The organism is Microbacterium sp. XT11 (assembly GCF_001513675.1).
GTDB lineage: Bacteria > Actinomycetota > Actinomycetes > Actinomycetales > Microbacteriaceae > Microbacterium.
Genome location: NZ_CP013859.1, coordinates 2,610,083 through 2,633,300, shown reverse-complemented (window position 1 = coordinate 2,633,300; position 23,218 = coordinate 2,610,083). Strand labels below are relative to the sequence as shown.

The window sequence follows — 23,218 nt, the reverse complement described above, 5'->3', positions numbered from 1 at the left end:
TAGACTGACAGCACCGAAGCAACCTTTAACACCGTCCTGTGAGGCGGAGAAGGGAGCAGCTGATGAGCACGCGCACCGTGCTTCAGCATGCCGACGTGTCGCGAGCGCTGACGCGCATCGCCCACGAGATCCTCGAATCCAACCGCGGCGCCGACGACCTCGTGCTGCTGGGCATCCCGACACGGGGGGTGACGCTGGCCCGCCGGCTGGGCGTCCTGATCAGCGAGATCGCGCAGACGTCGGTGCCCACCGGCGCCCTTGACGTCACGCTGTTCCGTGATGACCTCGCGCGGCATCCCGTACGCTCGCCCCGGCCTACCGAGATCCCCGCCGGCGGCATCGACGGGAAGACCGTCGTGCTCGTCGACGATGTGCTGTTCTCCGGTCGCAGCATCCGCGCCGCTCTCGACGCGATCCAGTCGATCGGACGGCCGTCGGTCGTCCGCCTCGCGATCCTCGTCGACCGCGGACACCGCGAGCTGCCCATCCGCCCCGACTTCGTCGGCAAGAACATCCCCTCGTCCCGCCAGGAGCGCGTCAACGTGCGCTTGACGGAGGACGACGGCGTCGAGGAGGTGACGATCGAGTCATGAGGCACCTCCTCGACACGAAGCACCTCGACAGGGCCACGGCCCTGCGCATCCTCGACGTCGCCGAGGACATGGCCGACACGCAGTCGCGCGAGGTGAAGAAGCTTCCGACCCTCCGAGGCAAGACGGTGGTGAACCTCTTCTTCGAGGACTCCACCCGCACCCGCATCTCGTTCGAGGCAGCGGCCAAGCGCCTGTCCGCCGACGTGATCAACTTCGCCGCGAAGGGATCGAGCGTCTCGAAGGGCGAGAGCCTCAAGGACACGGCTCAGACGCTCGAGGCGATCGGCGCGGATGCCGTCGTCGTGCGGCATCCGGCCTCCGGAGCCCCGCAGACGCTGGCCACCAGCGGCTGGATCTCCGCGGGCGTCGTGAACGCCGGAGACGGCACGCACGAGCATCCGACGCAGGCCCTGCTCGACGCCTTCACCATCCGCAAGCGCCGCTTCGGCGACGCGAGCCGCGGACGCGACCTCTCCGGGGTGCGGGTCGTGATCGTCGGGGACGTGCTGCACTCCCGCGTCGCCCGCTCGAACGTCTGGCTGCTCAGCACGCTCGGTGCAGACGTCACCCTCGTGTCGCCGCCGACCCTCGTGCCGCAGAACACGAGCCTCTGGCCGGCGCGCGTCGTGTACGACCTCGACCGCGCCCTCGCCGAGGAGCCGGATGCCGTGATGATGCTGAGGATCCAGCTGGAACGGATGAACGCTGCGTATTTCCCCACTGAGCGGGAGTATTCCCGCCTGTGGGGTCTCGACGCACTGCGCGTGGCGGGTCTTCCGGACGGTAGCATTGTGATGCACCCCGGACCCATGAACCGCGGTCTGGAGATCTCCTCCGAGGCAGCCGATTCCGAGCGCTCCACCGTGCTCGAGCAGGTGACGAACGGGGTGTCCGTGCGCATGGCGGTGCTGTACCTGCTGCTGGCAGGAGAACGAGACGACGAACGAGGGGGAGACCTGTGAGCGAGACCCTCGTCATCACCGGTGCACAGCTGCTCGGCGCCGAGAGCGTCGACATCGTGATCGAGGACGGAGTGATCTCCGAGCTCGGCGGCGGACTGAGCCGCGCGGGCGCCCGCGTGATCGACGCCGACGGTCTGGTGGCCCTTCCCGGGCTCGTCGACCTCCACACGCACCTGCGCGAGCCCGGTTACGAAGCCTCCGAGACGATCCTCACGGGAACGCGGGCGGCCGCGGCCGGAGGTTTCACCGCCGTCTTCGCGATGCCCAACACCTCTCCTGTCGCCGACACCGCCGGAGTCGTCGAGCAGGAGCTCGCGCTCGGCGAGGCGGCGGGTTACGCCACGGTCCAGCCGATCGGCGCCGTGACCGTCGGGCAGAAGGGCGAGCGTCTCGCCGAACTGGGCGCCATGGCGACGTCGCGCGCACAGGTGCGCGTGTTCAGCGACGACGGCTTCTGCGTGTCCGACCCGCTGATCATGCGGCGCGCCCTCGAGTACGTGAAGTCCTTCGACGGGGTCATCGCGCAGCACGCGCAGGACCCGCGCCTCACCGAGGGCGCCCAGATGAACGAGGGAACCGTGTCGGCGGAGCTCGGGCTCGCCGGATGGCCGGCGGTCGCGGAGGAGTCGATCATCGCCCGCGACGTGCTGCTCGCCGAGCATGTGGGCTCCCGGCTGCACGTGTGTCATCTGTCCACGGCCGGCTCGGTCGACATCATCCGCTGGGCCAAGAAGCGCGGCATCCGCGTCACCGCCGAGGTGACCCCTCACCACCTGCTGCTGACCGACGAGCTGGTGCGCGGCTATGACGCGCGGTACAAGGTGAACCCGCCCCTGCGACGCGAGGAGGACGTCCTCGCGGTGCGGGAGGGACTCGCCGACGGCACGATCGACATCGTGGCGACCGACCACGCACCGCACCCGAGCGAGCACAAGTCCTGCGAGTGGCAGGCGGCTGCGAACGGCATGGTCGGGCTCGAGAGCGCCCTGCGCGTCGTGCATCAGGCCGTGGTGCAGACAGGCCTGATCGGCTGGTCCGACGTGGCGCGCGTGATGAGCGCGGCACCCGCGCGCATCGGACGGCTCGCGGGCCACGGCACTCCGCTGGAGGCCGGACAGCCGGCGCACCTGGCGCTCTACGACCCCTCGGTCGAGGGCGTGTTCACGACGGAGGATCTGCACGGTCGCAGCGCGAACTCGCCGTACCTCGGCCGGTCGCTTCCCGGCCGCGTGCAGTACACGCTGCACGGCGGCGCGCTCACCGTCGACGGAGGAGCCGTCGTGGCGGAGCTCGGGGCATGAGCGCACGCGACATCGCCATCGCGATCACGATCGCCGTGGCACTCCTGGTGCTGCTGACGATGTTCCTCGCCTGGCGCCGACGACTCCGACGCGACGCGTCCCTCACGGCGCCGCTCGGAGTGCCGGAGCATGCCGAGGTCCTCGACCGGCACGAGGTGCTGTACGTGTCGACCACAAGGCACGACGAGCCCTTGGAGCGTCTGGCGCTGACACCGCTCGCATACCGAGCGCGGGGCGAGGCGGCGGTCACCGATCGCGGGCTCGCGCTGTGCCTCGACGGTTCACCCACCGTGTTCATCGCCGCGGGGCGCCTGGCGGGCGTCGACCGCGCGACCGTGACCATCGACCGGGTCGTCGAGCCCGGTGGTCTCGTGCGCGTCGCCTGGCGGGTCGACGACGAGACCGTCGTCGACTCGTACCTGCGCGTCGCCGACGGCGACCCCCACCACTTCATCTCTGAACTGCAGCGGCTCGTCCCCGCCGCCGACGATCGAGGAGCAACCTCATGACCTCCCTGCCCGCACCGGCCGTCCTCGTCCTGGAAGACGGCACCCGACACACCGGTCGTGCATACGGCGCCACCGGGACCACCCTCGGCGAGGTCGTCTTCGCCACCGGCATGTCCGGATATCAGGAGACGCTCACCGACCCGTCCTACGCGGGGCAGATCGTGCTGCAGACGGCACCCCACATCGGCAACACCGGTATGAACGACGAGGACCCCGAGTCGCGGCGCATCTGGGTCGCCGGGTACATCGTGCGCGACCCCTCGCGCGTGGTGTCGAACTGGCGAGCGAACGCCTCGCTCGACGACATCCTCGTGCAGGACGGCATCGTCGGCATCAGCGGCATCGACACGCGCGCCGTGACGCGCCACATCCGCTCCGCCGGCTCCATGCGCGGGGGCATCTTCTCGGGAGAAGCCGCCGCACTCGACGCCGACGAGCAGCTGCGCATCGTGCGCGAGGCACCGGAGATGACGGGCCAGAACCTGTCCGCCCAGGTCTCCGTGCAGACGGCGGCGGTCACGCCGGCCGTTGCGGAGAAGATCGGCAACCTCGCCGTCCTGGACCTCGGCGTGAAGCAGGCGACGATCGACAATCTCGCGGCACGGGGCTTCGAGGTCCACGTGCTGCCGCAGTCGTCCACGTTCGAGGAGATCATGGCGATCGATCCGGTCGCGGTCTTCTACTCGAACGGCCCCGGTGACCCCTCGGCCTCCGATGCCCAGGTGCAGGTGCTGCGCGAGGTCCTCGACGCGAAGCTGCCGTACTTCGGGATCTGCTTCGGCAATCAGCTGTTCGGCCGCGCCCTCGGCCTCGGCACCTACAAGCTCACCTTCGGGCACCGCGGCATCAACCAGCCCGTGCTCGACAAGGCGACGGGCCGGGTCGAGATCACGGCGCACAACCACGGCTTCGCCGTGGAGGCCCCCCTCGACGGCGCCTTCGACAGCCCGCAGGGCTACGGCAAGGTCGAGGTGAGCCACGTCGGTCTCAACGACCAGGTGGTCGAGGGCCTGCGCGCCCTGGACATCCCCGCCTTCTCCGTGCAATACCACCCCGAGGCCGCTGCCGGCCCGCACGACGCCAACTACCTCTTCGACCGGTTCCGTGACCTGGTCCTCGCCGACATCGCCTCGAAGGACGCCAAGTAATGCCCAAGCGCGACGACATCACCTCCGTCCTCGTCATCGGATCCGGCCCGATCGTCATCGGCCAGGCCTGCGAGTTCGACTACTCCGGCACCCAGGCGTGCCGCGTGCTCCGCGAGGAGGGCGTGCGCGTCATCCTCGTCAACTCCAACCCGGCGACGATCATGACCGACCCGGACTTCGCCGACGCGACCTACATCGAGCCGATCACCCCCGAGGTGATCGAGACGATCATCGCCAAGGAGAAGCCCGACGCCATCCTGCCGACGCTCGGCGGCCAGACCGCGCTCAACGCGGCGATGGCCCTGCATGAGCGCGGCATCCTCGAGAAGTACGACGTCGAGCTCATCGGGGCCAAGGTCGACGCCATCAAGAAGGGCGAGGATCGGCACATCTTCAAGGAGCTCGTGATCGAGGCGGGTGCCGACGTCGCGGCATCCGTCATCTGCCACTCGATGGACGAGCTGCTGGCAGGTGCCGAGAAGCTCGGCTACCCGCTCGTCGTTCGTCCGTCGTTCACGATGGGCGGGCTCGGCTCCGGTTTCGCATTCGACGAAGAGGACCTCCGCCGCATCGGCGGGGCCGGCCTGCACGACTCGCCCACCAACGAGGTGCTCCTCGAGGAGTCGATCCTCGGATGGAAGGAGTACGAGCTCGAGCTCATGCGCGACACGGCGGACAACACCGTCGTGGTGTGCTCCATCGAGAACGTCGACCCCGTCGGCGTGCACACCGGTGACTCGATCACCGTCGCGCCCGCCCTGACCCTCACCGACCGCGAGTACCAGAAGCTCCGCGACATCGGGATCGACATCATCCGCGCCGTGGGCGTCGACACCGGCGGCTGCAACATCCAGTTCGCGGTGAACCCGGAGAACGGCCGGATCATCGTCATCGAGATGAACCCGCGCGTGTCGCGCTCGTCGGCGCTCGCATCGAAGGCCACCGGCTTCCCGATCGCGAAGCTCGCCGCCAAGCTCGCGCTCGGCTACCGGCTCGACGAGATCCCCAACGACATCACGGGCGTGACGCCGGCGAGCTTCGAGCCGACCCTCGACTACGTCGTCGTGAAGGTGCCGCGGTTCGCCTTCGAGAAGTTCCCGGCCGCCGACGCGACCCTCACGACCACCATGAAGTCGGTCGGCGAGGCCATGGCGATCGGCCGCAACTACACCACGGCACTGCAGAAGGCCCTGCGGTCGCTGGAGAAGCGCGGATCGAGCTTCCACTGGGGGCCGGAGGAGCGCTCCGTCGAGGAGCTGCTCGAGGTCGCGAAGACGCCGACGGACGGCCGCATCGTCACGCTCCAGCAGGCGCTGCGCAAGGGCGCGACGATCGAGCAGGCCTTCGAGGCGACCGCGATCGACCCGTGGTTCCTCGACCAGATCGTGCTCATCAACGAGGTCGCCGAGGTCGTGCGGACCGCGGGAGAGCTCGACGCGGCCACGCTGCGCTATGCGAAGGAGCACGGCTTCTCCGATGCGCAGATCGCGCAGCTCCGCGGGATCTCGGAGCCGGAGGTCCGCGGGGTGCGTCACGGCCTCGGGATCCGTCCGGTGTACAAGACGGTCGACACGTGCGCGGGCGAGTTCCCGGCGCTGACCCCGTACCACTACTCGAGCTACGACGCCGAGACCGAGGTCGAGCCGTCGGACCGCACCAAGGTCGTCATCATCGGCTCCGGCCCGAACCGCATCGGCCAGGGCGTCGAGTTCGACTACTCGTGCGTGCACGCGTCGTTCGCGCTGTCGGATGCCGGGTTCGAGACGGTCATGATCAACTGCAACCCGGAGACCGTGTCTACCGACTACGACACGTCCGACCGCCTGTACTTCGAGCCGCTGACCCTCGAGGACGTGCTCGAGGTGCTCGACGCCGAGGCCGCGAGCGGCACGATCCTCGGCGTGGTGTGCCAGCTCGGCGGTCAGACGCCGCTCGGCCTGGCCAAGGGCATCGAGGCGGCGGGTTACACGGTGCTCGGAACCAGCCCCGCGGCGATCGACCTCGCCGAGGAGCGCGAGCTGTTCTCGCGTCTGCTCGACGACGCCGGGCTCGTGGCTCCGCGCAACGGCACGGCGATCGACGTCGAGGGTGCCGTTCGCATCGCCGAGGAGATCGGCTACCCCGTGCTCGTCCGGCCCAGCTTCGTGCTCGGCGGCCGCGGCATGGAGATCGTCTACAGCACCGAGTCGCTGCGCGACTACTTCGTGCGCACCGCCGGCGAGGTCGTCATCGAGGAGGGCAAGCCGCTGCTCGTCGACCGGTTCCTCGACGACGCGATCGAGCTCGACGTCGACGCGCTCTATGACGGCACCGACCTGTTCATCGGCGGCGTCATGGAGCACCTCGAGGAGGCCGGCATCCACTCCGGAGACTCCAGCTGCACCCTGCCGCCCGTGTCGCTCGGCCGCACCGACATCGACCGCGTGCGCGAGGCGACGCTCGCCATCGCCGAGGGCGTGGGCGTGCGCGGCCTGCTGAACGTGCAGTTCGCGATCAGCGCCGGCGTGCTCTACGTCATCGAGGCGAACCCCCGCGCGAGCCGCACGGTGCCGTTCGTCTCCAAGGCCCTCGGCATCCCCATGGCGAAGGCCGCGAGCCGCATCATGGCAGGCTCCACGATCGCCGAGCTGCGAGCGGAGGGCCTGCTGCCCGAGCAGGACGGCTCCCGTGTGCCGCTCGGCTCGCCCGTTTCGGTGAAGGAAGCGGTGCTTCCGTTCAAGCGGTTCCGCACGGCAGACGGCAAGACGGTCGACTCCGTGCTCGGCCCCGAGATGCGCTCGACCGGCGAGGTCATGGGCATCGACCGCGACTTCCCGACCGCGTTCGCGAAGAGCCAGGCCGCGGCCTACGGCGGCATGCCGACCTCGGGCACCGTGTTCATCTCGGTGGCGGACTCCGACAAGCGTGCGGTGATCCTTCCCGCGCACCGCCTGCAGCAGCTGGGCTTCACGATCGTGGCGACCGAGGGGACGGCCGAGATCCTCTCGCGCAACGGCATCGCCGTGACGGTCGTGGAGAAGTACAGCGAGACGCAGGAGACGGGCGCGAAGAACATCGTCGACCTCATCGACGAAGGCGCCATCGACATCGTCGTGAACACGCCGTCCGGGGGTGCCGCCCGCGCAGACGGCTACGAGATCCGCGCGGCGGCCGTCGCTGCCGACAAGGCGCTGTTCACCACCATGGCCGTGCTCGGCGCCGCCGTCAGCGGCATGGACGCTGCACACGAGGGCTTCCAGGTGCGCAGCCTCCAGGAGTACGCCGAGGACCGGAAGGCGGCGGTGTGAGCGAACGCTTCGGCGAAAGGGTCCGCGCGGCGCTGGTTGCGCGCGGACCGCTGTGCGTGGGGATCGACCCGCACGAGTCCCTGCTGCAGCAGTGGAGCCTCGCCCCCGATGCATCAGGCGTCCGCGAGTTCGGCCTGCGCGCGGTCGAAGCGGCCGAGGGGCGTGTGGGCTTCGTGAAGCCGCAGATGTCGTTCTTCGAACGCTTCGGCGCCGCCGGCATCGCAGCGCTCGAAGAGGTCATCGCCGCGGCCCGCACCGCGGGCCTCATCGTGATCGCCGACGCCAAGCGCGGCGACATCGGCTCGACGATGGATGCGTACGGGGCGGCGTGGCTGGCTCCCGGGTCGGCGCTCGAGGCCGACGCGGTCACCGTCAGCCCGTACCTCGGCGTCGGAGCCCTGGACGGGACGTTCCGCCTCGCCGAGGATCACGGGAAGGGCGTGTTCGTGCTCGCCGCGACGAGCAATCCCGAAGCGATCGGCCTGCAGCGCTCGACGGGGCGCGACGGGGGGACGGTGTCGGCACAGGTCGTCGCGGCGGTGTCCGCCCGCAACGCCGAAACCACGCCGACGGGGGAGTGGGGCAGCCTCGGCTTCGTCATCGGCGCGACGGTGGACTGGACGGATGCCGGCATCGCGCCGTTCACCCCGACCGCGCCGATCCTCGGCCCTGGTTTCGGTGCACAGGGCGCAGGCCCCCGGGATCTGCGTGCGCGATATGGCGCTCTGGCGCACGCCGTGATCGCAAGCGAGAGCCGCAGTCTCCTGACCGTCGGAGCCGACGGGCTGGCCGAGGCCATCGACGCGCGCGCCGACGAGTACCGGGAGGCCGCCCGTGACTGATGCCCGCCCCGTGCCCGAGGTGGATCGCGCCGCAGCGGCTCGACGCGCCGTGGAACGACGTCGCGCCAGGGCGTCCCTCAAGCGCGACCTGACGATGCGCGTGGTCACGCCCCAGGCGGTGCTCGAACAGGCGATCGCCGACCCTGACTCCGTGGCCGGTTCCATGCGCATCACCGACTTCCTCCTCGCGCTGCCCGCGATCGGAGCGGGAAAACGCGACCGCATCCTCACGGAGCTGCAGATCTCTCCGGTGAAGCGCCTCGGCGGACTGGGAGTGCGTCAGAGGGTCGCGCTGCGCGACTGGCTCGATCGGCGGTTCCCGCTGCCGCAGCCTCGTGGGGCGCGCAGCAGGCTTCTCGTGCTCGCGGGTCCTACCGCGGTGGGCAAGGGCACGGTGGCTGCGTATATCAGGGAGCACCATCCGGAGATCCACCTGTCGGTGTCCGCCACGACGAGGCCCCCGCGGCCCGGTGAGATCGACGGTGTGCACTACTACTTCGTGGACGACGCCGAGTTCGACCGTCTCATCGCGGACGGGGAGCTGCTGGAGTACGCCGTCGTCCACAACCGCTCGCGCTACGGCACGCCACGCGCTCCGATCGACGCAGCTCTCGCCGAGGGCAAGACCGTGCTGCTCGAGATCGACCTGCAGGGCGCGCGCCAGGTACGGCAGGCGGAGCCGAGCGCCACGCTGATCTTCCTGCTCCCGCCGAGCTGGGACGAGCTCGTGCACCGCCTGGTCGGTCGGGGCACCGAAGACGCGGAGGAGCGCGCGCGGCGCCTGCGCACCGCCAAGGTCGAGCTCGCGGCGCAGAACGAGTTCGATCACCTCATCGTGAACGAGGACGTCGCCGCCGCCGCCGCGGAGGTCGTAGACTTGTCTTCGAGCTCTGCGCGCTGACACGGATCCCACGCTCTCCAGCATCCGGGACCCCGGGCTCATCCAAGGGTCGCGCGCCCACTGCACCGTCTTCGCGACGACCACGTCGCCTGATCAGGAGGTCCACCATGGCCGGACACCACAACAAGGGCATCATCGACCCGCCGATCGACAACCTGCTCGACCGCGTGGACTCGAAGTACGAGCTCGTCATCTACGCCGCCAAGCGCGCGCGCCAGATCAACGACTACTACTCCGACCTTCACGAGGGCAACCTGTTCGACAACGTCGGGCCTCTCGTCGACTCCTCGGTCGAGGACAAGCCGCTGACCATCGCGCTCCACGAGATCAACGAGGACAAGCTCCGCCTGCGTCACGCAGAGTGATATTCGCCGCCGCGTCGCCGCGATGTCGGCGACGCGGCACAGAATGGGTTCACACCCGCACAGTTTCCGATCCCGTTCTGGAGCCCCGATGAGCGCGCTGCGTCTGTTCACATCCGAGTCCGTGACCGAAGGGCACCCGGACAAGATCTGCGACCAGATCTCCGACAGCATCCTCGACGGCCTGATCGCGAAGGATCCGGGTTCCCGCGTCGCCGTGGAGACCCTTGTCACGACCGGGCTCGTCCACGTCGCAGGAGAGATCCGCACCGAGGCCTACGTCGACATCCCGACCATCGTCCGTCAGGTCGTCAACGGCATCGGCTACACGTCGAGCGACACCGGCTTCGACGGCGATTCCTGCGGCGTCAGCGTGTCGGTGGGGGAGCAGTCCAGCGACATCGCCCACGGGGTCGACAACGCCCGCGAGCACCGCGACGGCACATCGACCGACCCTCTCGACGGGCTGGGAGCAGGAGACCAGGGGATCATGTTCGGCTTCGCCGCGCGCGAGACCCCTCAGCTCATGCCGATGGCGGCGTGGACGGCGCATCGCATCGCCGAGCGCCTCACGGAGGTGCGCCGCAGCGGACTGCTCCCCTTCCTGCGTCCTGACGGAAAGACGCAGGTCACGCTCGGCTATGACGGGTTCACGCCGAAGACCGTCGACGCCGTGGTGCTCTCCACGCAGCACAACCCCGATGTGTCTCAAGACGAGATCAAGGCGCAGGTGCGTCGCCACGTGATCGACCCCGTGCTCGAGACGACCGGGCTCGACCTCGAGGACGTCACGTACTACATCAACCCGGCAGGGCCCTTCGTCACCGGCGGTCCGAAGGGTGACGCCGGTCTCACCGGCCGCAAGATCATCATCGACACCTACGGCGGAGCGGCTCGTCACGGCGGCGGCGCGTTCAGCGGCAAGGATCCGTCGAAGGTCGACCGCTCCGGCGCATACGCGATGCGGTGGGTCGCGAAGAACGCGGTCGCGGCGGGTCTCGCCGATCGGCTCGAGGTGCAGGTGGCGTACGCCATCGGCGTCGCGCGCCCTGTCGGGCTCTACGTCGAGACGTTCGGCACGGGCCGCGTGTCCGACGAGGTGATCACGCGTGCGATCGACGAGGTGTTCGATCTGCGTCCGCAGGCGATCATCGAGCAGCTCGACCTTCTGCGTCCGATCTATGCGCAGACGGCGGCATACGGCCACTTCGGCCGGGAGCTCCCCGACTTCACCTGGGAGCGCACCGATCGCGCCGAGGAGCTGCGGCGCGCCGCCGGCATCTGATGTCGCAGGAGAGCCGGCGCATCGCGCGCGTGCTCCTCGACTCGCCGCTGCCGCAGCTCGACAGGCTCTTCGACTACGCCGTTCCCGAGGAGCTGGGCGAGGTCGAAGCCGGTGTTCGGGTGCGGGTCCCGCTGCGCACGGCGGGGCGCGTGGTGGACGGATATGTCGTCGAGCTCGCGACGGAGGGCGACGCGGATCGGCCGCTGTCGGAGGTCGAGAGCATCGTGTCCCCGGCGGTGGTGCTGCCGGAACGGCTGTACCGGCTCGCACGCAGAGTGGCCGACCGCGCGGCGGGGTCCGCGTCCGACGTGCTGCGGCTCGTCATCCCGAAGCGGCAGGTCCGCGTCGAGAAGACATGGTCTGCCCCGGAGGCGGCCGCGGTGCCGGATGCAGCGCAGCGCAGCGCCGCCGAGGACGTGATCGCCCGCTACGACGGCCTGGAGACGCTGCTGGCGGAACACGGTCGTGCAGCCGTCGAGGCGATCCCGCAGCTCGACGACGGCGTGCCGGGGGGTCTCGTGCTGATCGCCGCCGCAGCGGCGTCTGCGCTGTCCCGCGGCGAGTCGAGCGTCCTCGTGGTACCCGACCATCGCGACCTCGACCGCCTTCTGCATGCGCTCGAGCGTTTCGTCCCGGAGCAGTCGGTCGTGCGCTTCGACTCGCGACAGACCAACCCCGACCGGTACCGGGCGTTCCTGCGCTCGCTCGACGCGGCCCCGTGCATCGTCGTGGGGAACCGTTCGGCCGTCTACGCGCCCCTGCGCGCAGGACTGGTGGCAGTGTGGGATGACGGCGACCCCCTGCTGGGCGAGCCGCTTGCTCCGTACGTGCACGCGCGCGATGCCGCGCTGCTGAGGCAGGAGCAGGAGGACTCCGCGCTGCTGTTCGCCGCCCACACCCGCAGCACCGACGTCGAACGTCTCGTGCTGCGGGGATGGCTGAACGACATCCGCGCCGCCCGCCGCGTCCTTCCCCGCGTCGTGCTCAGCACCGCCCAGGAGCTGGAACAGCCGACCGCGCAGAGGATGCCGTCTTCGGCGTTCCTCAGCGCGCGCGCCGCGGCGGCAGAGGGCCCTGTGCTCGTGCAGGTCTCGCGTCCCGGTTTCGCTCCGTCCCTCGTATGCGCGGAGTGCCGCGCTCCTGCACGGTGCGCGCACTGCGGCGGTCCGCTCGGTGCGGCCCATCGCGGGGCGATCCCGGTGTGCGGATGGTGCGGTCGTGCGGCCCGCGCGTGGGCCTGCCCGCACTGCTCGTCGACCCAGCTCCGCCTGGCGTCGTCCGGGAGCGAGCGCACCGCCGACGAACTCGGACGTGCGTTCCCCGGCATCCGGGTGATCGTCGCCGACGCCGCCCATCCCGTCGAGACGGTGAGCGGTCGGCCGGCACTCGTCGTGGCGACGCGGGGCGCCGAGCCGATCGCGGATGGCGGCTATCGCGCCGTGGTGCTGCTCGACGGGGCGCGGATGCTGCAGGCACCCGACCTGCGCGTCGGGGAGTCGTGCCTGCGGTGGTGGTCGAATGCCGCCGCACTGGCCGCACCGGGCGCCCCTGTGCACTTGGTCGGCGTCGACGGGCCGGTGGCGAAGGCCTTGGCGACGTGGAGCCACGGCGGCTATGCGCGCACGGAGCTCGAGGAGCGAGCACCGTTGCACATGCCGCCCGCTGCGCGCGTCGCGCTCGTCGAGGGGACGACGGCTGCGGTGTCGCGCGCGATCGCAGCGCTGGAGCCGATCGGCCTTCCCACCGACGCGGTCCTCGGGCCGGTGCCTGTGGACTCCGACGATGTGCCGCCGCGGGTCCGCGCGCTGGTGCGGTTCGAGTACGGCGCAGGGGCCCGTGTCGCCACCGCCTTGCGGGCCGCGGTCGTCGCCGAAGCGGTGTCCAGCCGGCGCGGTCGCGCGAGGGCGGCGCGCATCCCCCTGGCTGTCCGCCTCGATATCCTCGATCCAGACCTCTAGTCCTTCCGGAGAACCTTCATGCGCCTCGTCTTCGCCGGCACGCCCGATGCCGCCGTCCCCACGCTCCGTCGCCTCGCGGCCGAGCATGAGATCGCGGCGGTCGTGACGCGCCCCGACGCCCCGCTCGGCCGTAAGCGGGTGCACACGCCGTCGCCGGTGGCCGCGGCAGCCGACGAGCTCGGCCTCGCCGTCATCAAAGCCGCACGCCTGGACGACGAGGTGACCGAGCGGATCGTCGCGCTCGGCGCCGACCTCGGCGTGATCGTCGCGTACGGAGGACTCGTGCGCGAGCCCCTGCTGTCGACACCGACGCACGGATGGATCAACCTGCACTTCTCCCTGCTGCCGCGATGGCGGGGGGCGGCGCCGGTGCAGCGCGCCCTCATCGCCGGCGACGACGTGATCGGGGCGAGCGTGTTCCAGCTCGTCCCGGCTCTCGACGCGGGAGACGTGTACGCGACCCGCACGGTCGTCCTGCCGGAGAACGCGACGGCGGACGTCGCTCTTGCGACCCTCGCGGCCGACGGCGCCGCACTCACGGCCGAGGTCGTCGCCGACATCTCAGCCGGGCGGGCGCGAGCGGTGCCCCAGGAGGGCGAGGTCACGTTCGCTCCGAAGCTCACCCTCGACGACGGGCTCGTCGACTGGCGGCAGCCGCTGGCAGACGTCTACGCCCGGTTCCGGGGCGTCACGCCCGAACCGGGTGCGCACACCACCGTCGCCGGTACCCGGGTGAAGATCCTCGCCGCGCACCCCGCGGACGCCGAGCGTCCTGCCGACGCCGGGCCAATGGGCCCCGGTGTCATCGCGGCCACGAAGCGCGAGGTGCTCATCGGGACGGCGGATGCCCCGCTCGCCGTGACGCGCGTGCAGCCCGCAGGCAAGGGGGCGATGAACGCGGTCGACTGGTGGCGCGGCATCCGTTCCTCCGACGGTCTGCGAGCCGGCTCGTGAGCGGCGAGGCACAGCACCGCCGCGCGCGGAGGCGGCCGCCGGCGGACCGCGACGGCGCACGGGAGCGACCCCAGCGGCGCGGACCCGCCCGCACCGTCCAGCCCGCGCGTCGCGTCGCCTATGACGTCATCCGTGCGGTGAGCGATGCCGACGCCTACGCGAACCTCCTCCTCCCGTCGGCCATCGCCGCGGCCGGACTGGGTGCGCAGGACTCAGCGCTTGCGACCGAACTCACCTACGGCACGCTGCGGCGGCGCGGCACCTATGACGCGATCATCGCCGAGGCGGCAGCGCGCCCGGTCTCCCAGATCGACCCCGCGATCCTCGACGCCCTCCGGCTCGCGACCCACCAGCTCCTCGCCACCCGCGTCGCGTCCCATGCGGCCGTGAACGAGTCGGTCAACATCGTCGCGGCGACGCAGGGCAGGGGAGCGGCCAGTTTCGCCAACGCCGTCCTCCGGCGGATCTCGCGGGAGACGCCGGGACAATGGCAGGAGCGCATCGAGCGCGCCGCACGGTCCGACGACGAGCGCCTCGCATTGCGCACCGCGCATCCGGTCTGGGTCATCAGAGCCCTTCGCCGTGCCCTGGCGGCGGAGGGGCGCGGCGACGAGCTCGACGCGCTGCTCGAGGCCGACAACGCCTCGCCGCATGTCACGCTCGTCGCCCTTCCCGGCCTCGCCGAGCCCGCGGAGCCGCGACGCCCCTACGCGCCGACGGCGTTCGGCTCGCCCGGCGGCGACCCGCACACGGTGGTCGCGGCATCCGGCGGTCTCGTCAGGGTGCAGGACGAGGGGTCTCAGCTGGTCGCGCTCGCCCTGGCTGCGGCCGCCCCGATCACCGGCGGAGAACGGTGGCTCGATCTCTGCGCCGGCCCCGGGGGCAAGACCGCACTCCTCGCAGCCATCGCCCATCAGCACGGGGTCGCGATGGAAGCCAACGAGGTGGTGCCCGCTCGAGCTGGGCTCGTGCGCAACGCGCTGCGTCCGGTGCCGGGTGACGTCCCCGTGCATGAGCGGGATGGCCGCGAGCTGGCCCGCAGCCGCCAGGGGGAGTTCACCCGGATCCTCGTCGATGCGCCGTGCACCGGTCTCGGAGCGCTGCGCCGTCGGCCCGAAGCGCGCTGGCGCAAATCGCCGGCCGACGTGGCCGAGCTGGTGCCGCTGCAGACCGAGCTGCTGACGGCCGCGATCGACGCGCTCGCCCCCGGGGGCATCGTCGCCTACGTGACCTGCTCGCCCCACCTCGCCGAGACGACCGGCGTGGTGGAGGACGTGCTGCGCACGCGCGACGACGTGGAGCAGCTCGACGCCGAGGCCGTCGTGCGCGGGGTCGCCCTGTCGCCGATCGACCTCGCCGGCGACGGCTCAGGGCGCGTGCAGCTCTGGCCGCATCGGCACGGCACGGACGCGATGTTCCTGGCCCTCCTCCGGAAGCGCCCGTGACGGAGCGCGCCGGGGATAATGGGCGCATGCACGATCTTCCCGCCGCCCCGCGCATCAATCCCAGCATCCTGGCCGCCGACTTCGTGAACATGCAGCGCGACCTGGCGCGGATCGCGACGGCGGACTTCGTGCACGTCGACGTCATGGACAACCACTTCGTGCCGAACCTCACCTTCGGCCCGCAGATGGTCGAGCGCATCCAGGCGACGAGTCCCGTGCCGTTGGACGTGCATCTGATGATCACCGACCCCGACCGGTGGGCCCCCGGCTACGCGGAACTCGGCGCCGCCAGCGTGACGTTCCATCTCGAAGCAGCCGCCGACCCCGTGGCCGTGGCTCGCGCGCTCCGCGAACGCGGGGCTCGGGCCGGGGTCGCCATCAAACCGGGCACTCCGGGTGAGAGCCTGTACAGCATCCTCGACGAGTTCGACCAGGTGCTCGTGATGACCGTGGAGCCCGGATTCGGCGGGCAGGGATTCATGCCCGAGACGATGCCCAAGCTCGAAGCACTGGTCGCCGAGGCCCGGCGAAGGGGGTCCGAGGTGTGGTTCCAGGTGGACGGCGGGATCTCGGACGCGACGATCGAGATCGCGGCCGCTGCCGGGGCTGACACGTTCGTCGCGGGGTCGGCGGTCTATGGGGCGGACGACGTGGAGGCCGCCGTCACCCGGCTCAGAGAGCTCGCCAGAGCCGCTAGCCTGGAATCGTGAAGACTTTCGACGAACTGTTCGCTGAGCTCAGCCGCAAGGCCGAGACCCGGCCCGCGGGCTCGGGGACGGTCGCCGAGCTCGACGCGGGCGTCCACACGATCGGGAAGAAGATCGTCGAGGAGGCCGCCGAGGTCTGGATGGCGTCCGAGTACGAGTCCGACGACGCCGCAGCCGAGGAGATCTCGCAGCTGCTCTACCACCTCCAGGTGATGATGATCGCGAAGGGCCTGTCCCTGCAGGACGTCTACCGACATCTGTGATGCGCCCCGCCCCCTCACCCTCGACCTGAAGGCTGTTCATGCTGCGCATCGCTGTTCCCAACAAGGGCTCGCTCTCCGAGACCGCCGCCGAGATGTTGGCGGAGGCAGGTTACGCCGGCCGTCGTGATCCCAAGACCCTGCACGTCGTCGACGCGGAGAACGACGTCGAGTTCTTCTTCCTCCGCCCGCGTGACATCGCCACGTATGTGGCGTCCGGTGCCCTCGACGTCGGCATCACGGGCCGGGACCTGCTGCTGGACGTCCAACAGCCTGCCCGCGAGATCGAGCAGCTCGGCTTCGGCGCATCGACGTTCCGGTTCGCCGGCCCTCCGGGTCGGTTCCGCACGGTCGAAGACCTCGACGGCGTCCGCGTCGCGTCTGCGTATCCGGGCCTCGTCGGAGCGTTCCTGCGCGATCACGGGGTCTCCGCCGAGCTGGTGCAGCTCGACGGCGCGGTCGAGTCCGCCGTGCGTCTGGGCGTGGCGGATGCCGTGGCCGACGTGGTGTCGACCGGCACCACGCTCCGCCAGGCGGGTCTGGAGATCTTCGGCCCCGTCATCCTCGAATCCGAGGCGGTGCTGATCAGCCGGCCCGGCGATGCCGAGGGCACGGAGACGCTATTGCGCCGGCTCCGCGGCGTCATGGTGGCGCGCCGATACGTCCTTCTGGACTACGACCTGCCGACCGAGCTCGTCGACCAGGCCGTGGCGATCGCGCCCGGCCGCGAATCGCCGACGATCTCGCCGCTGAGAGACCCCGCGTGGGTCGCCGTCCGCGTCATGATCCCGCGGCGCCGCGTGAACCAGGTCATGGACGATCTCTACGCGCTCGGCGCCCGCGCGATCCTGGTCACCGCCATCCACGCGGCGAGGCTGTGATGACGCTCGCAAGCCGTGTGATCCCGTGCCTCGACGTCGCAGGCGGACGGGTGGTCAAAGGCGTCAACTTCGAGAACCTGCGCGACATGGGCGACCCGGTCGAGCTCGCACGTCACTACGCGGCGCAAGGGGCTGATGAGATCACGTTCCTCGACGTGACCGCGACGGTCGATGAGCGCGCGACGACCTACGAGGTCGTCCAGCGCACGGCGGAGCAGGTGTTCGTGCCGCTCACCGTCGGCGGCGGAGTGCGCACCGTCGACGACGTCTCGCGCCTGCTCTCGGTCGGCGCCGACAAGGTCGGGGTGAACTCCGCAGCGATCGCCAGGCCTGACCTCATCGGCGAGATCGCCGATCGCTTCGGCGCCCAGGTGCTCGTGCTGTCGCTCGACGTCAAGCGCGCGTCGACCACGCCGTCCGGTTTCGTCGTCACCACGCACGGCGGCCGCACGGAGACGACCCTCGACGCACTGGAATGGGCGCGCGAGGCCGTTGAACGCGGCGCGGGCGAGCTGCTGGTGAACTCGATCGACGCCGACGGCACGCGAGACGGCTTCGATCTCGAGCTCGTCCGGCTGATGCGCGAGGTCGCGGCCGTGCCGGTGATCGCGTCCGGCGGAGCGGGTGCCGTGGAGCACTTCGCGCCAGCCATCGCGGCAGGTGCGGATGCCGTGCTCGCCGCCAGCGTGTTCCACACGGGCGCGCTCACCGTGGGCGACGTCAAGGACGCGCTGCGTGCGGAAGGGGTGCTGGTCAGATGAGCGACGTGGAGGATCGCATCTCCCTGGTCGCGTTCAACTCCGACGGGCTGGCACCGGTCATCGTGCAGCAGTGGGACACGCGCGAGGTGCTCATGCTGGCGTGGATGGATGCCGAGGCGCTGCGCCGCACCCTGACCACCGGCAGGGCCGTCTACTGGTCTCGCTCACGCCAGGAGTACTGGCGGAAGGGCGACACCTCGGGCCACATCCAGGTGGTGCGCGAGGCGCGGCTCGACTGCGACGGCGATGCGATCCTGCTGCGGGTGGATCAGACCGGTCCCGCCTGCCACACCGGCACGAGGACCTGCTTCGACACCACCGATCTCGGCGCCGTCGACGGAGGCGCATCCACATGAGCCTCGCCCAGCGCGGACGGTCGATCGCGGTGTCCGGGTTCCTCCTCGGGGGAGCCGCCGGCATCATCTCGTCGACGCAGACGTGGCTCACCGTGCAGCGCGCCGACGCCGGCGCGGAGATCCTCGTGCCTGGTGCATCGGCCCTGCCGCTGCTCGCGCCGCTGAGTCTCGCCGTGCTCGCGCTCGGCGCGGCCCTCGCCATCGTCGGACCGGTGCTCCGTCTCGTGTTCGGGGTCCTCGCCGCCGCGGCGGCGCTCTTCCTCGGATGGACGACGCTCCAGGTGCTGATCGCCGCGCCACTCGGAACCGTCGCGCCCACCGTGACCGAGACGACAGGGCTCGCCGGAGACACGGCTCTGCACGACGTCGTCGCCGCGATCGTGCCCTCGGCGTGGCCGGCGATCGCGCTGGCAGGGTGGGTCGTCCTGCTCGGAGCGTCCATCGTCACCGTTCTGACCTGGCGCGGCTGGAAGCGCGGCGGGCGCCGCTACCGCACCGACGCCGGGCCGGCGCCGCGGCGCTCCGGTCCCGTCGATCCCGTCGATTCCTGGGACGACCTGTCACGCGGAACCGATCCGACTCGCTGACCCCGATAGACTGGGGACGTCCATCACGCCGTCCCCGGAGGAGAACATGACCAACTCGATCGCTGACCCCGGCCACGGACACTCGCCTGCAGCCTGGACGGCCGTGATCATCATGCTCCTCGGCTTCACCCTCGGCACGGTGTTCTACTGCCTCGAGATGCCCGCGCTCGTGTGGGCCTCCGTCGTCCTGATCCCGGTCGGCGCTCTGGTGGGCTGGATCCTTGCGAAGGCCGGTTACGGCGTGAAGGGCCCCAAGTACCAGCCGAAGGGCCACTAGTGGTGCTCGCCGACCTGACGGCCGGCGCAGTCGCAGACGCTGAGCGCCGCGCGCTCTCCCGGCCGCTCGCGGTCGTGGAGCGCGACGCCCTGGCGCGTCCGGCCGCGAAAGATGCGCTGTCGTTCCTCGCACCGGCCGAGCGGGTCAAGATCATCGCCGAGGTCAAGCGCGCCAGCCCGTCACGCGGAGCTCTCGCCGAGATCCCCGATCCCGCGCTGCAGGCGTCGCTGTACGAGACCGGGGGTGCGTCCGCGATCAGCGTCCTCACCGAGGAGCGCCGGTTCGGGGGCAGCCTCGCCGATCTCGAAGCGGTCACCGCGCGCGTCTCACTGCCGGTGTTGCGCAAGGACTTCATCGCCACCCGCTATCAAGTCCTCGAGGCGCGGGCCGCAGGCGCGGACCTCGTGCTCCTCATCGTCGCCGGCCTCGAGCCCGACGTGCTGCGGGACCTGTACGCGTTCATCCTGGAGCTCGGCATGACCCCCCTGGTCGAGACGCACTCGGCGGAGGAGCTCGACGTCGCGATCGACCTCGGCGCCTCCCTCATCGGCGTCAACGCACGCGACCTCACCACGCTGGAACTCGACCGCGATCTGTTCGGCCGCCTCGTCGACCGCATTCCCAGCACTGCGGTGAAGATCGCGGAGTCGGCCGTGCTGACACCCGCCGACGTGGCGCGCTACCGGTCGGCCGGCGCCGACGTCGTGCTCATCGGCGAGGCGCTCGTGACGGGCGACCCCGTCGCGACGCTCACGAGTTTCCTGGAGGTCTGAGTGAGTCTGCGAGACCAGCACGGTCCGCTGTTCGGCGACTACGGCGGCCGCTACATGCCGGAGTCCCTCATCGCGGCCATCGACGAGCTCACGGTCGCGTACACCGAGGCGATCGCCGACCCCGCGTTCCGCCAGGAGCTCAGCCGCCTGCTGAGCTCCTACGCCGGTCGCCCGTCGCCCCTCACGGAGGTGCCGCGGTTCGCCGAGCACGCCGGTGGCGCACGCGTGTTCCTCAAGCGCGAGGACCTCAACCACACCGGATCACACAAGATCAACAATGTGCTCGGCCAGGCTCTGCTGACCAAGCGCCTGGGAAAGACGCGCGTCATCGCCGAGACGGGTGCGGGCCAGCACGGCGTTGCCACGGCCACCGCGGCAGCGCTGTTCGGGCTCGACTGCACCATCTACATGGGCGAGGTCGACACGGAGCGTCAGGCCCTCAACGTCGCTCGCATGCGCCTGCTCGGCGCGGAGGTCGTCGCCGTGACCTCCGGCTCGCGCACGCTCAAGGACGCGATCAACGACGCCTACCGCGACTGGGTCGCCTCGGTCGAGACGACGAACTACATCTTCGGCACGGCCGCGGGGCCGCACCCGTTCCCCGCCATGGTGCGCGACTTCCAGAAGATCATCGGCGAAGAGGCGCGTCAGCAGCTGCTCGACGAGGTGGGTCGCCTTCCCGATGCCGTGGTCGCCTGCGTCGGCGGCGGGTCGAACGCCATCGGCATGTTCGACGCCTTCCTCGACGACGAGGGCGTCAAGCTCTACGGCGTCGAGGCGGCCGGCGACGGCGTGGACACCGACAGGCATGCCGCGTCGATCGAACGGGGGCGTCCCGGCATCCTGCACGGAGCGAAGACGTACGTCCTGCAGGACGAGGACGGCCAGACGATCGAGTCGCACTCGATCTCCGCAGGCCTCGATTACCCCGGAGTGGGCCCGGAGCACTCGTGGCTCGCCGACATCGGCCGCGCCGAGTACATCCCCGCCACCGATGACGAGGCCATGCAGGCGCTGCGCCTGCTCAGCCGCACCGAGGGCATCATCCCGGCCGTCGAGTCGGCGCACGCCCTCGCCGGCGCGATCCGGATCGGTCGCGAGCTGGGGCCGGATGCCGTGCTCGCCGTGTGCCTGTCCGGACGCGGCGACAAGGACATGGACACCGCCGCGCGGTACTTCCACCTGTACGACGAGGAGGCGCGCGCATGAGCCGCGTCGAAGAGGCGATCGCCGCCGCCCACGCCGCCGGACGGACCGCTTTCGTGGGGTACCTGCCCGTCGGGTTCCCCGATCTGGAGACGAGCATCCAGGCCGCCATCACTCTCGCGAACAACGGCGTCGACATCATCGAGCTGGGTCCGCCGTACAGCGACCCGGTCATGGACGGCGCCGTCATCCAGGAGGCGACCACGGCAGCGCTCGCGCGCGGCTTCCGCATGAAGGACCTCTTCACCGCGGTGCGAGCCATCACACAGGCCGTGGACGTCCCCGTGCTCGTCATGACGTACTGGAACCCGGTCTTCCAGTACGGCGTCGACCGCTACGCCGACGATCTCCTCGCGGCGGGTGGCGCCGGCCTCATCACGCCGGACATCACGCCGGATGTCGCGGGGGAGTGGATCGCAGCCAGCGAACGCACCGGCCTCGACCGCATCTTCCTCGCAGCGCCCACGTCGACCGATGAGCGACTAGACCTCGTGGTTTCGGCATCCACCGGCTTCGTCTACACGGTCTCGACCATGGGCATCACGGGGGAGCGCGCGGAGCTCGACCGCGCCGCGCGCACGCTGGTCGGACGCCTGCGTGAGCACGGAGCGGCCCGCGCGTGCGTCGGCATCGGCATCTCCACCGCCGAGCAGATCGCCGGCGTGTCCGAGTACGCCGACGGCGCGATCGTCGGCACCGCCCTGGTGCGCGCCCTCCGCGACGGAGGGCTGGAGGCCCTCGCAGACGTCACCCGAACCCTGGCCGCCGGCACGTCGTCGGCGAGCCCCGTACACGAGAACTAGAATCGCACTCATGTCCCTCGCGCTTCACAGCACCGTCACCGGCGTGCTCGCCAGCATCCCGAGCCCTCCCGTCTCCTATATCGACCTCGGGGCGTTCCGGATCCACTTCTACGCGCTCTGCATCATCGCCGGCATCATCGTCGCCGTGCTCATGACGAACCACCGCCTGACGAAGCGCGGAGCGGAGCGCTGGGTCGTGATCGACATCGCGATCCTCGCGGTGCCGCTGGCCATCATCGGCGCACGCATCTTCCACGTGCTGACGCACCCGAACTTCTACTTCGGGCCGGACAAGAACACGTGGAACCCCTTCCAGCCCGGCTCCGTGTGGGCGATCTGGGAAGGCGGCATCGCGATCTTCGGCGCGCTCATCGGCGGCGCCGTCGGCGCCTACCTCGGATGCCGCTGGACCGGCATCCGCTTCTGGACGTTCGCCGACGCCCTGGCCCCCGGCCTCCTGCTCGCGCAGGCGATGGGGCGCTTCGGCAACTGGTTCAACCACGAGCTCTTCGGACTGCCGACCGATCTGCCGTGGGGGCTCGAGATCGAGTCCACCAACTCGGCGTTCCCGCCCGGCCTCCCTGAAGGGACGCTGTTCCACCCCACATTCCTCTATGAGGTGATCTGGAACGGGATCGGCGTTCTCGTGCTGCTGTGGCTCGGTCGCAAGGTGTACTTCCAGTGGGGCCGCCTCTTCGCGGTCTACCTGATCTGGTACAGCGCCGGCCGCATCGTGTGGGAGTCGATCCGCATCGATCCGAGTGAGATCATCCTCGGCCTCCGCAGCAACGTCTGGGCGGCGATCATCGGCGTCGTCGTCGGTGTCGTCATCCTCATCGTGCAGCATCGTCGTCACCTCGGGATCGAGCCGTCGCCGTATCGGCCCGGTCGCGGCCGGAACGTCGCAGACGCTGATGTAGAATCGCAGGACAATACCTCCGATTTCGTGGACGTGAGCGAGCCTCCGTCCGATGAGATCCCCGCAGGAGCCAGCGCCACAAGCACCGCTCCCACGGACGCGTGAGGCTCCCGATCGCCTCCGCCACCGTGAGGACCCCAC

24 protein-coding genes are annotated in these 23,218 nt (G+C 70.4%); all 24 read left to right on the top strand.

Annotated elements, in window-relative coordinates; genetic code table 11:
* The first annotated feature begins 62 nt into the window (after positions 1-62).
* Positions 63-593, top strand: coding sequence for a bifunctional pyr operon transcriptional regulator/uracil phosphoribosyltransferase PyrR (gene pyrR / locus AB663_RS12400; protein ID WP_067199548.1), 531 nt, complete (start codon positions 63-65; stop codon positions 591-593).
* Positions 590-1,555: an aspartate carbamoyltransferase catalytic subunit gene (locus tag AB663_RS12395; RefSeq protein WP_067199546.1), complete on the top strand. Its 966-nt coding sequence runs from the start codon at positions 590-592 to the stop codon at positions 1,553-1,555. The genes pyrR and AB663_RS12395 overlap by 4 nt, the downstream gene beginning before the upstream one ends.
* Positions 1,552-2,856 carry a dihydroorotase gene (locus tag AB663_RS12390; protein WP_067199542.1) on the top strand — a complete coding sequence of 435 codons (1,305 nt, stop codon included), beginning with the start codon at positions 1,552-1,554 and terminating at the stop codon, positions 2,854-2,856. Before AB663_RS12395 ends, AB663_RS12390 begins: the two co-directional genes overlap by 4 nt.
* Positions 2,853-3,365, top strand: a complete 513-nt coding sequence (locus AB663_RS12385; protein ID WP_067199540.1) for a PH-like domain-containing protein — start codon at positions 2,853-2,855, stop codon at positions 3,363-3,365. Before AB663_RS12390 ends, AB663_RS12385 begins: the two co-directional genes overlap by 4 nt.
* Positions 3,362-4,513, top strand: coding sequence for a glutamine-hydrolyzing carbamoyl-phosphate synthase small subunit (gene carA, locus AB663_RS12380; protein WP_067199537.1), 1,152 nt, complete (start codon positions 3,362-3,364; stop codon positions 4,511-4,513). The genes AB663_RS12385 and carA overlap by 4 nt, the downstream gene beginning before the upstream one ends.
* On the top strand, positions 4,513-7,800 hold the full coding sequence (carB, locus tag AB663_RS12375) for a carbamoyl-phosphate synthase large subunit (RefSeq protein ID WP_067199533.1): 3,288 nt from the start codon (positions 4,513-4,515) through the stop codon (positions 7,798-7,800). The genes carA and carB overlap by 1 nt, the downstream gene beginning before the upstream one ends.
* Positions 7,797-8,642 carry an orotidine-5'-phosphate decarboxylase gene (gene pyrF / locus AB663_RS12370; RefSeq protein WP_067199531.1) on the top strand — a complete coding sequence of 282 codons (846 nt, stop codon included), beginning with the start codon at positions 7,797-7,799 and terminating at the stop codon, positions 8,640-8,642. Before carB ends, pyrF begins: the two co-directional genes overlap by 4 nt.
* Complete coding sequence (gene gmk, locus AB663_RS12365; RefSeq protein ID WP_067199529.1) at positions 8,635-9,543, top strand: guanylate kinase; 909 nt, start codon at positions 8,635-8,637, stop codon at positions 9,541-9,543. The genes pyrF and gmk overlap by 8 nt, the downstream gene beginning before the upstream one ends.
* 107 nt (positions 9,544-9,650) lie before the next feature.
* A complete protein-coding gene (gene rpoZ, locus AB663_RS12360) occupies positions 9,651-9,908 on the top strand; it encodes a DNA-directed RNA polymerase subunit omega (protein WP_045258544.1) in 258 nt (85 codons plus the stop codon).
* An 88-nt stretch (positions 9,909-9,996) separates the two neighbouring features.
* Positions 9,997-11,190, top strand: a complete 1,194-nt coding sequence (gene metK, locus AB663_RS12355; RefSeq protein ID WP_067199526.1) for a methionine adenosyltransferase — start codon at positions 9,997-9,999, stop codon at positions 11,188-11,190.
* On the top strand, positions 11,190-13,148 hold the full coding sequence (locus tag AB663_RS12350) for a hypothetical protein (RefSeq protein WP_067199524.1): 1,959 nt from the start codon (positions 11,190-11,192) through the stop codon (positions 13,146-13,148). Before metK ends, AB663_RS12350 begins: the two co-directional genes overlap by 1 nt.
* An 18-nt stretch (positions 13,149-13,166) precedes the next feature.
* Positions 13,167-14,102 (top strand): methionyl-tRNA formyltransferase, encoded by a 936-nt coding sequence (gene fmt / locus AB663_RS12345; RefSeq protein ID WP_067199521.1) that lies wholly within the window; start codon positions 13,167-13,169, stop codon positions 14,100-14,102.
* Positions 14,099-15,547, top strand: a complete 1,449-nt coding sequence (locus AB663_RS12340; RefSeq protein WP_083511361.1) for an RsmB/NOP family class I SAM-dependent RNA methyltransferase — start codon at positions 14,099-14,101, stop codon at positions 15,545-15,547. Before fmt ends, AB663_RS12340 begins: the two co-directional genes overlap by 4 nt.
* Positions 15,548-15,573: 26 nt before the next feature.
* Positions 15,574-16,257 carry a ribulose-phosphate 3-epimerase gene (gene rpe / locus AB663_RS12335; RefSeq protein ID WP_067199517.1) on the top strand — a complete coding sequence of 228 codons (684 nt, stop codon included), beginning with the start codon at positions 15,574-15,576 and terminating at the stop codon, positions 16,255-16,257.
* Positions 16,254-16,517 (top strand): phosphoribosyl-ATP diphosphatase, encoded by a 264-nt coding sequence (locus tag AB663_RS12330; RefSeq protein WP_067199514.1) that lies wholly within the window; start codon positions 16,254-16,256, stop codon positions 16,515-16,517. The genes rpe and AB663_RS12330 overlap by 4 nt, the downstream gene beginning before the upstream one ends.
* Before the next feature lie 38 nt (positions 16,518-16,555).
* Entirely contained in the window at positions 16,556-17,395 is an 840-nt protein-coding gene (gene hisG, locus AB663_RS12325; RefSeq protein ID WP_067199510.1) for an ATP phosphoribosyltransferase, read from the top strand.
* Positions 17,395-18,156 carry an imidazole glycerol phosphate synthase subunit HisF gene (gene hisF / locus AB663_RS12320; RefSeq protein ID WP_067199506.1) on the top strand — a complete coding sequence of 254 codons (762 nt, stop codon included), beginning with the start codon at positions 17,395-17,397 and terminating at the stop codon, positions 18,154-18,156. The genes hisG and hisF overlap by 1 nt, the downstream gene beginning before the upstream one ends.
* The gene (hisI, locus tag AB663_RS12315; RefSeq protein WP_067199502.1) at positions 18,153-18,512 is read left to right on the top strand and encodes a phosphoribosyl-AMP cyclohydrolase; all 360 of its coding nucleotides are present in this window, start codon (positions 18,153-18,155) and stop codon (positions 18,510-18,512) included. The genes hisF and hisI overlap by 4 nt, the downstream gene beginning before the upstream one ends.
* Complete coding sequence (locus tag AB663_RS12310) at positions 18,509-19,099, top strand: Trp biosynthesis-associated membrane protein (RefSeq protein ID WP_067199499.1); 591 nt, start codon at positions 18,509-18,511, stop codon at positions 19,097-19,099. Before hisI ends, AB663_RS12310 begins: the two co-directional genes overlap by 4 nt.
* A 46-nt stretch (positions 19,100-19,145) precedes the next feature.
* Entirely contained in the window at positions 19,146-19,376 is a 231-nt protein-coding gene (locus AB663_RS12305) for a DUF6704 family protein (protein WP_067199495.1), read from the top strand.
* A 2-nt stretch (positions 19,377-19,378) separates the two neighbouring features.
* Complete coding sequence (gene trpC, locus AB663_RS12300; RefSeq protein ID WP_067202696.1) at positions 19,379-20,149, top strand: indole-3-glycerol phosphate synthase TrpC; 771 nt, start codon at positions 19,379-19,381, stop codon at positions 20,147-20,149.
* Positions 20,150-21,358 carry a tryptophan synthase subunit beta gene (gene trpB, locus AB663_RS12295; RefSeq protein ID WP_067199492.1) on the top strand — a complete coding sequence of 403 codons (1,209 nt, stop codon included), beginning with the start codon at positions 20,150-20,152 and terminating at the stop codon, positions 21,356-21,358. It begins immediately after the preceding gene.
* Complete coding sequence (gene trpA, locus AB663_RS12290) at positions 21,355-22,158, top strand: tryptophan synthase subunit alpha (RefSeq protein ID WP_067199488.1); 804 nt, start codon at positions 21,355-21,357, stop codon at positions 22,156-22,158. The genes trpB and trpA overlap by 4 nt, the downstream gene beginning before the upstream one ends.
* Positions 22,159-22,168: 10 nt before the next feature.
* Positions 22,169-23,182, top strand: a complete 1,014-nt coding sequence (gene lgt / locus AB663_RS12285; protein ID WP_067199485.1) for a prolipoprotein diacylglyceryl transferase — start codon at positions 22,169-22,171, stop codon at positions 23,180-23,182.
* The last annotated feature ends 36 nt before the right edge of the window (positions 23,183-23,218 follow it).